Origin of the sequence: Streptomyces lonarensis (assembly GCF_012033735.1) — a bacterium.
GTDB classification, from domain to species: domain Bacteria; phylum Actinomycetota; class Actinomycetes; order Streptomycetales; family Streptomycetaceae; genus Streptomyces; species Streptomyces lonarensis.
Map to the genome: position 1 here is coordinate 1 of NZ_JAAVJD010000238.1, position 8,161 is coordinate 8,161.

At 75.8% G+C, this 8,161-nt stretch carries 7 protein-coding genes; 3 read left to right on the plus strand and 4 right to left on the minus strand.

Features of this window, described 5'->3' with window-relative positions; genetic code table 11:
* Positions 1-152: 152 nt before the first annotated feature.
* On the minus strand, positions 153-839 hold the full coding sequence (locus HCN56_RS27065) for a TetR/AcrR family transcriptional regulator (RefSeq protein WP_167973599.1): 687 nt from the start codon (positions 837-839) through the stop codon (positions 153-155).
* Positions 840-1,057: 218 nt separating this feature from the next.
* Here HCN56_RS27065 and HCN56_RS21425 point away from each other — a divergent pair, with 218 nt between their 5' ends.
* Positions 1,058-1,765 carry a hemerythrin domain-containing protein gene (locus tag HCN56_RS21425; RefSeq protein ID WP_312871347.1) on the plus strand — a complete coding sequence of 236 codons (708 nt, stop codon included), beginning with the start codon at positions 1,058-1,060 and terminating at the stop codon, positions 1,763-1,765.
* Positions 1,762-2,751, plus strand: coding sequence for a hypothetical protein (locus tag HCN56_RS21430; RefSeq protein WP_167973602.1), 990 nt, complete (start codon positions 1,762-1,764; stop codon positions 2,749-2,751). The genes HCN56_RS21425 and HCN56_RS21430 overlap by 4 nt, the downstream gene beginning before the upstream one ends.
* 120 nt (positions 2,752-2,871) lie before the next feature.
* On the opposite strand, the gene HCN56_RS21435 is transcribed toward HCN56_RS21430, so the two are convergent.
* On the minus strand, positions 2,872-4,128 hold the full coding sequence (locus HCN56_RS21435) for an SLC13 family permease (RefSeq protein WP_312871348.1): 1,257 nt from the start codon (positions 4,126-4,128) through the stop codon (positions 2,872-2,874).
* Between the two features lie 307 nt (positions 4,129-4,435).
* Here HCN56_RS21435 and HCN56_RS21440 point away from each other — a divergent pair, with 307 nt between their 5' ends.
* Entirely contained in the window at positions 4,436-5,752 is a 1,317-nt protein-coding gene (locus HCN56_RS21440) for an alpha/beta hydrolase (RefSeq protein ID WP_167973606.1), read from the plus strand.
* A gap of 62 nt (positions 5,753-5,814) precedes the next feature.
* Here the strand turns inward: HCN56_RS21440 and HCN56_RS21445 are convergent, their stop codons facing one another.
* Together HCN56_RS21445 and mshA are read right to left on the minus strand one after the other, a co-directional pair.
* A complete protein-coding gene (locus HCN56_RS21445) occupies positions 5,815-6,366 on the minus strand; it encodes a type III secretion system chaperone family protein (RefSeq protein WP_167973608.1) in 552 nt (183 codons plus the stop codon).
* 112 nt (positions 6,367-6,478) lie between these two features.
* Positions 6,479-7,831, minus strand: a complete 1,353-nt coding sequence (gene mshA / locus HCN56_RS21450) for a D-inositol-3-phosphate glycosyltransferase (protein ID WP_167973610.1) — start codon at positions 7,829-7,831, stop codon at positions 6,479-6,481.
* Positions 7,832-8,161: the final 330 nt, after the last annotated feature.

Here is an 8,161-nt window from a genome sequence, read left to right on the forward strand (position 1 = left end):
CCGCGTCTACCGCTCCAAGCTGCGCGAGGACAACGCCGACCGAACCCGGCGGCAGATCCTGGACGCCGCGCGCGACCTCTTCGTGCCCCGTGGCTCCGCCCGGGTCCTTCGCCCGCCGCGCGACGCCCGCCGCCCCGCTGCCGAGCCCGCCGTCACACCTGGGCAGCGTCGGGCGGCGGTGCCGTGCTCCGCGGGCCGGACCCGACGGGGAGCGGTTCGGGGTCCTGGAGCAGTGAGAGCGCCTGCCGGGTGAGCAGCTCCTCGGCGGCGTCGTAACCCCAGCCGCACTCCCCGACGAGAACGCGCCAGGACGACAGCCCGAAGCAGAGCCAGAGCCGGTCCGCCACCGCGTCGGTGTCCAGGTGGGGCGCGGTCAGCCGGGCCGAGACCAGATGGCGGGCCACCTCGCGCAGCGCCTCGCGGTAGCGCTCCAGCACGTAACCCCAGACCTCGCGGGCCCTGTCGTCACCGGCGGAGGCCGACAGCAGCAGGTCGATCGAGGGGGTGAACCGTTCGGTGTTGCGCCGGACGGCCCCGGCGACGGCGCTCAGCGCGGCGGGCAGGTCGTCCGCGTCGCGCGCGGCGGCCACACTCTCCTCCGCCCGGGAGTCCGCCACGTCGGCGGCGATCAGGCGGTGCAGGATCTCCGGCTTGGTCCCGACGCTCGCGTACACCGTCTTCACCGCGACCCCGGCGGCCGCCGCGATGTCGGCCACGGTGACCCGGGCGTAGCCACGGGGCACGAAGAGGTCGCGCGCGGCGTCCAGGATCTGCCGCCGGGTTCGGTCGGCGTTGTCCTCGCGCAGCTTGGAGCGGTAGACGCGGTTCGGGTCCGGCATGGGGAGAACCTACCCGGGGCAGTGACTGTGTAATGATTGCAGACGCCTTCACCTCAATTGGTGCGCGCCGGAACGGGCGGGCACCGGGGTGGGAGGCGACGCACGGCCGCGGGGGCGGGGGCCCCGGCCGGACGCCGGGCGGACGGCCTCGCACGACCTGCGGACAGGCCGCCCGAACCGGGACCGAACCACGGCCACTCGTCCACGAAAGGTCCGCTGTGGAAGACACCCCCGAGCACGCAGAACGCGCCGTCGCCGAGACGCGTCTCGTCCACGAGATGCACCGCCGGGCGACCTCGCTGCTCGTCGAGGCGGCGCACCGCGCCGCCACCCCGTCCCCCGCGTTGGGGCAGCTGCGCGACTTCCTGGTGGCGCAGCTGCGTCACCACCACGCGGCCGAGGACGCCTGGCTGTGGCCCGGCATCATCGAGGCGGCGCCGGAGCTGCGCCACCGGCTCGACGTGCTGAGCGCGCAGCACTGCGGACTGGATGTCGCACTCGACCGCCTCGCCGCCGCCCCGCTGCCCTCCCCGGCATCCGCATCCGAGTCCGGTGAGGGCACAGCGACCGGGCCCGGGCCCGGCGCGGACGCCGCCTCCGAGGGGTGGTCGGACGAGCTGCGGAACGCGGCGGCCGACGTGCGGGACAGCGTGCACGAGCACCTGGACCACGAGGAGCCGGTGCTCTTCCCGGCGCTCCGCGACCACGTCTCGGCCGAGGAGTGGGAGGCGTTCGCGGCTCGGGTCGTCGACACGACCCCGACGGCGGGTGGCCATCTGATGATCGGCTTCCTGCACGAGATCGGTTCGCCCGACGAGGTGGAACTGTTCACCTCCGCCCTGCCGCCGGAGGTGGCCCCGATGCTCCCCGTGATGCGCGATCACGGCGCCGCCGCTCTCGCCGAGCTGCGGGGTGCGAGCCGATGACCGAGCAGCTGCTCCGCTGGAGCGACACCGAGCACGACGTGATGGCGGGCGACCTGACCGTCGCGATCGCCTACCTGACCCCCGCGGGTGGCGCCGTCGTCACCGCCGTCTCCCCGGTCGGGACGGCGGACCGGGCGACGGGCCGGATCGGCTTCACCACCTCGCTGGGGTTCCCCCGGAAGCTGGACCGCATCCTGCGCGACCCGCGGATGGCGATGGCCTACCACACGCGCACCCACGGGTTCGCGACCCACGATGCCTACGTCCTGGCGCAGGGCCCGGCCACGGTCGACCTCAGCCCCCCGCCGGAGCGGCTCGACCGGTTGCTGTCCGAGTCGGAACGGTTCCTCGGCCCGGGGAAGCAGGGCCCTCTGTGGGACCGGCTGCTGCGCGAGTACGACCGGAACCGGGTCTTCGTCGACATCGACGTCCGACGCCTCGTCACCTGGCCCGACGCCGCCGCGGGGGGCGCTCCGGCGGTGACGGGCCCGGCGCGCGCGGAGGCGCCCGAGCCGCAGCGGCCACCGGGGGGCGGCACCGCACCGAGAGTCCCGGTCGCGGCGCTCGCCAAGGCCATCCGGCAGTTGCCGCACCGGCTGCTCGCCTACCGCGGTGCCGACGGCTTCCCCGTGATCGTCCCGGTCACCGTCTCCGGACACGACGGGGACGGGCTCCGGCTGGCGGCCCCCGCGGGCCTGCTGCCTCCCGGCGGACGGCGCGCCGGGTTCCTGGCGCACCGCTTCGGCCCGCAGTGCGTCGGGTTGAGCACACGGATGCTCACCGGGTGGCTGACCGTGGACGGCGACGGCGAGGGCAGCTATGCGCCGCACACCTCCCAGGGGATGACGGCCCCGGCCAACCGCACCGTCCAGGCGCTCGGCAGGGGGCTGCTCGCCAAGCGCGGGGTGCAGCGCGCCCGGCGCGACGGCACCGAGGAGCGGCTGCGGTCGCTCGCCGGGAACGGGGGCCGGTCGCCCGGGTCGTGAGGGGCGCCGGGCGGGGTCGGACCGGTCGCGTGCCGCGGTGGGGGCCGCACGCGGCCGGCGGGCCACCGCCCCGGAACGCCGGTGGGCGGGGAGTGTGCGGGTGCGGGCGCGGGCGTCTCATCAGGGGCCGACGAGTTCGAGCATCCCCCACAGCGCCGTCGTGGCCGCCACCAGCGTCAGCGGAACGGTGAGGACCCCGAGCCAGGTGAAGTCGCGGAGCGAGATGTCCATGTCGTGGCCGTGCAGCACCCGCCGCCACAGCAGGGTCGAGAGGGACCCGACGTAGGTCAGGTTGGGCCCGAGGTTGACACCGACGAGCACCGCGAGCACCGGGGCCGCGCCGCCGCCGGCGACGATCGGCAGCAGCGCGAGCGTCGCCGGGAGGTTGTTGATCCCGGCGGCCAGCAGCGCCGCCACGGCGGCGATCACCAGCAGGTCCACCAGCCCCGTCCCGCCCGGGAGCAGGCGCCCGGCGGCGGCGTCGAGCCCGTTGTCCACCACGGCCTTGACCACCACGCCCAGCGCCAGCACGAAGAGGCAGAAGAGCGGGTTGCAGGCGGCGACCAACCCGCCGACGGTGGTGGTGCGGGCCCGGAGCGCGCGCACCGCCAGGACAGCGGCGCCCGCGCACGCCGCCCACGCCGGGGAGAGCCCCGCGAACGCGGTGGCGACGAAGCCGACGAGTGTCGCGGCGAGCACGACGAGGGCGACGACGGGCGTCCGGACCCGTTCCGTCTCCGCCACCGGGACCGGCGGCGCGGCCAGGTCGGCGGCGAAGTAGCGGCGGAACACCAGGTACTCGACGGCGATCACCAGCAGCCACGCGGGCGCCATGAGGATGCCGAAGCGGGTGAAGGTGAGGCCGCTGGCGGCGAACGCCAGCAGGTTGGTGAGGTTGGAGACGGGCAGCAGCAGCGACGCCGAGTTGGCGAGGTGGGCGGTGGCGTAGACGTGGGGGCGCGGTACCGCTCCGGCGCGCAGCGCGGTGGCGATGACCACGGGCGTCAGCAGCACGGCGGTGGCGTCGAGACTGAGCACCGCGGTGGTGAGCGCCGCGAGGACGAAGACCCCGGCCAGCAGCCGCCGGGGCCGGTCGCGGCAGATCCGCGCCACGAAGGAACCGGCGGCGTCGAACAGCCCCTCCGCGGCGCAGAGGTGGGAGAGCAGCAGGATCGCGGCGAGGAACCCGACGACCGGTGCGAGGCGTTGGGTCTCCGCCCACGCCTCGGCGGGGGCGACCGCGCCGAAGGCCATGACCAGCCCGGCGGCCGGTACCGCCGCCAGCGCCTCGGGCCAGCGGCGCGGTCGCAGGATCACGAACGCGAGGACCGCCAGCAGCAGGACGGTGGAGAGCACGGCGGCGGCGGCGTCGATCACGGTGGGGTCTCCCGGGGCACCTGGGCGGGGCGCCCCGCCACGTGCGGGGCGTCCGCGCCGCACACGCGTCAGCATCCCACCACGCGCGGCGCGTCGGGCGCCGTGGCCGCCGCATGCGGCCCGGGCCGCGCGCCGGGGGGCTCGCCGCCGAGGGGTGAGTGACGGTTCCGCACCACCCGAGCGGTGGACCGCGGCGGCGCGGCGGGTAGGCCCGGAGTGGGTGGTCCGAGAGCCGCGTCGGGGCCGGGGCTCGGGGCGCCGGGGTCGGGCAGCGGTACCGAGCAGGCGGACCGGACGAAGGGGCGGCATGAACGACGACGGCGGCAGCGACATGCGGCACGGCGGACGAGGTACCGGGCGGCGGCCGGCGGACCGGCAGGCGAAGACGCGGCAGCGGCTTGCGGCCTCCGCCGACGTGGCACGGGTGCGCAGGCCGGTGGGCGACGGCACGGGCGAGGAGTTCGACCTCCACTACGTGCGGAGCGGACCGCGCGGCTCCACCCCGGTGGCGTTCGTGCCGGGCGGCCCCGGCCTGGCGTCGGTCACCCTGTACCGGGCGCTGCGCGCACGAGCGGTACGGCAACGCTTCGACGTGGTGATGATGGAGCACCGCGGCATCGGGCTGTCGCGGGTCCGGGACGACGGACGGCCGCTGCCGAGCGAGGCGATGACGGTGACCGCCGCGGTGGACGACCTCGCGGCGGTGCTCGACCACGCCGGCATCGAACGCGCGGTGGTCTACGGCACCTCGTACGGCAGCTACCTGGCGCAGGGCTTCGGCCTCCGGCACCCGGACCGGGTCGCGTCAATGGTGCTGGACTCACCGGTGCTCACCGCGCACGACGGGGTGGAGACCAGGCGGGTGATGCGGGAGCGCCTCTGGGAGGGCTCCCGTGTGGAGACGGCGGCCGCCGCCCGTGCCCTGCGGGAGCTGGTCGCCCGCGGGTTCGTGGACCCGGCGGAGACGGGCGCGGTGGCGCAGGCCGCCTACGAGACGGGCGGAGCGCCGCTGCTGGAGGCGGTCTGCCGCGCCGTGGCCGCCGGGCGCGGGCACCGCACCTGGCGATGGCTGGCGACGCTCGGCAACACCGAGACGACGACACCGCGACCGTTCGTCATGGAGTTCGACCTGGCGGGGGTGATCGCGTTCCGCGAGCTGAAGTTCCGGCCGGACCCGGACGGGCTACCGCTCGACCCCCATCTCGGCTTCCTCGAAGTGGCGAGGCACTTCCCGGAGTTCGCGGGCGAACCGTTCGACCTGCCCTCGGCGTTGCCCTCGTTCGACTGGCCGGTGGCGGTGGTCTCCGGCGACCGGGAGCTGCGGACGCCGCGCGCGGTGGCCGAGCGGGTGGCGCGGCTGGTCCCGGACGGTGCCCTGGTGCCGCTGGCCGATCACGGCCACAGCGCGCTCGACTCGCATCCGGCGGCGGCGCTGCGCGTCGCCCGCCTGGTGCGGGACGGTCAGCACCGCCTTCTGCCGGGCGAGGCCGCGGCGCTCGGCCGGCTGCGCAGGACGGGCGGGACCAACCTGCTGCCGCCGCTGGTGCGCGCCCGCCTCGCCTCGGAACGACTGCTGCCGCGCCGGGTGTTGGCACCGACCCCCGGCGAGGCCGGTCGGCCGTGACGCGGGGCGGCGGGGCGCGGCGGGTGCGGGAGGCGGAGGGGCCGGTGCGCTGCCCGCCGCCGTCACTCGGCGGGGCGGGTGAGGTGCCGGAACGCGTCGAGGTTGCGGGTGGACTCGCCCCGCGAGGTCCGCCACGCGTACTCCTTGCGGATCGCGGAGGCGAAGCCCTTCTCCAGCAGCGTGTTGAACGAACCGTCGGCCTGTTCCAGCACGGCACCGAGCAGCCGGTCCAGCTCCGCGGCCGTCACCGCGGCCAGCGGCAGCTTCCCGGCGAGGTAGATGTCGCCGAGCTGGTCGATCGCGTAGGCGACCCCGAAGAGGCGGGCGTTGCGCTCCAGCAGCCAGCGGTGGACCTCGGCGTGGTTCTCGTCGGGGCGGCGGATCACGAACGCGTTCACCGAGAGGGAGTGCCGACCCACCACGAGGGAGCAGGTGGTGGAGAGCTTCCGGGTGCCGGGCAGCGTGACGACGTAGTGGCCCGGTCCCGGGCTCTCCCAGCTGACGGTGGCCCCGTCGGCCTCGGCTCCCGGTTCCAGGTCGTCCGGCGCGGCCAGTGCCGCGAGCGCCGCCTCGATGGTCCGCCGTGCCGCCGTCTCCTCGCCCTGTGCACCCATGGCACCGATCCTAGGTCGTCTCCCCGGCACGGGACGGGTGCGGCCGCGCGGCTCGCCGGGGCGTGCGGCGCGGTGCGGCCGGCGCCCGCCCGGCCGGTGGTCCCGTCGTCCGTCAGCGGGCGATGCGCAGCCCGCCGCGCCGGTTCACCGCGCCCCCGCGGGTGGCGTGGGCGGTGTGGTCGGCGAAGCGGTGGGCGGCGATGGCATCGCTGTACACCTCGGCGGTGGCCGCGGCCGCCGCGCCCCAGCCGAAGCCGCGCGCGTGGCGGGTGGCGGCCTCCCCCATGACGGCCGGGCGTGCCGGGTCGTCGGTGAAGCGGCGCAACGCCTCGGCGAACAGGGCGGGTTCGTGACCCTGCACCAGGTAGCCGGTGACGTCGTCCCGGACGGCGACGGGCAACCCGCCGACGGCGGCCGCGATCACGGGCGTCCCGCAGGCCTGCGCCTCGACGGCGACCAGTCCGAAGGACTCGCTGTACGACGGCATCACCAACACGCTCGCCGCGCGGTACCAGTCGGCCAGCTCCGGCTGTGAGACGGGCGGTCGGAAGAGCACGATGTCGCTGATGCCGAGGAGACCCGCCAGTTTGTGGAGCCGCTCGGGCCGGGTGAGGCCGCTGCCGGACGGGCCACCCACCACGGGGACCAGCAACCGTGAGCGCAACTCCGGTTGTGCGTCGACGAGTTCGGCCACGGCGCGCAGCAGCAGATCGGGCGCCTTCAGCGGCTGTATGCGGCCGGCGAACAGCGGGATGACCGCGTCCTGCGGCAGGCCGAGGCGCGCACGGGCGGCGGCGCGCCCGTCGGCGGGGCGGAACCGCTCCAGATTGACGCCCGGGTGGACGACGGCGGTGCGCAGCGGGTCGGCGCCGTAGTGGTCGACCAGTTCGGCCGCCTCACCGGAGGTGTTGGCGATGAGCCGGTCGGCGGCGTCGACGACCTGCTGCTCGCCGATGATGCGGGCGGCGGGTTCGGGGGTGTCGCCCTCGGCGAGCGCGGCGTTCTTGACCTTGGCCATGGTGTGCATGGTGTGCACCAGCGGCACCCCCCAGCGGTCGGCGGCGAGCCAGCCGACGTGGCCGGACAACCAGTAGTGGGAGTGAACCAGTTCGTAGTGCCCGGGACGGTGGCCCGCCCACGCCTGCATCACGCCGTGGGTGAAGGCGCACAGCTGGGCGGGGAGGTCCTCCTTCTTCAGCCCCTCGTACGGTCCGGCGTCCACATGCCGCACCAGGACGCCGGGCGCCAGTTCCACCGTCGGGGCCAGCGCGCCGGCGGTGGCCCGGGTGAAGATCTCGACCTCGGTGCCGAGGTCGGCGAGCTGCTTGGCCAGCTCGACGATGTACACGTTCATGCCGCCGGCGTCGCCGGTGCCCGGCTGGTGCAGGGGGGAGGTGTGGACGCTGAGCACAGCCACCCGGCGGGGGTGCCGGCCCGCGCGACGACGGCGCGAGAGCCGGGACATGTTCGGCACGTGGGGGACTCCTGACCCGAGGCGAGCGTGGAAAGGCGCGCAACCATCAACGCGGGCGCCGCCGCCTGTCTTCCCTTACCACGCAAACGTGACCGGGGACACACCGTCACCGTTCCGTCACCCGGCCGGAGTCCCACCGGTCCGCGGCCGAGCGGCTCAGCCGGGCGGCACGGCGTCCGCCGGTGTGGGGTGACGGCGCCGCCGGGGACGCCACGGGCCCGGGTCGGTGCAGGCGAGGAGCGCGGCCACCCCGGCGGCCGCGACGGCCGCGGCCTGCGTCCAGCTGCCGACAGTGGCCGCGGCCGTCGGCCACTCCCACCA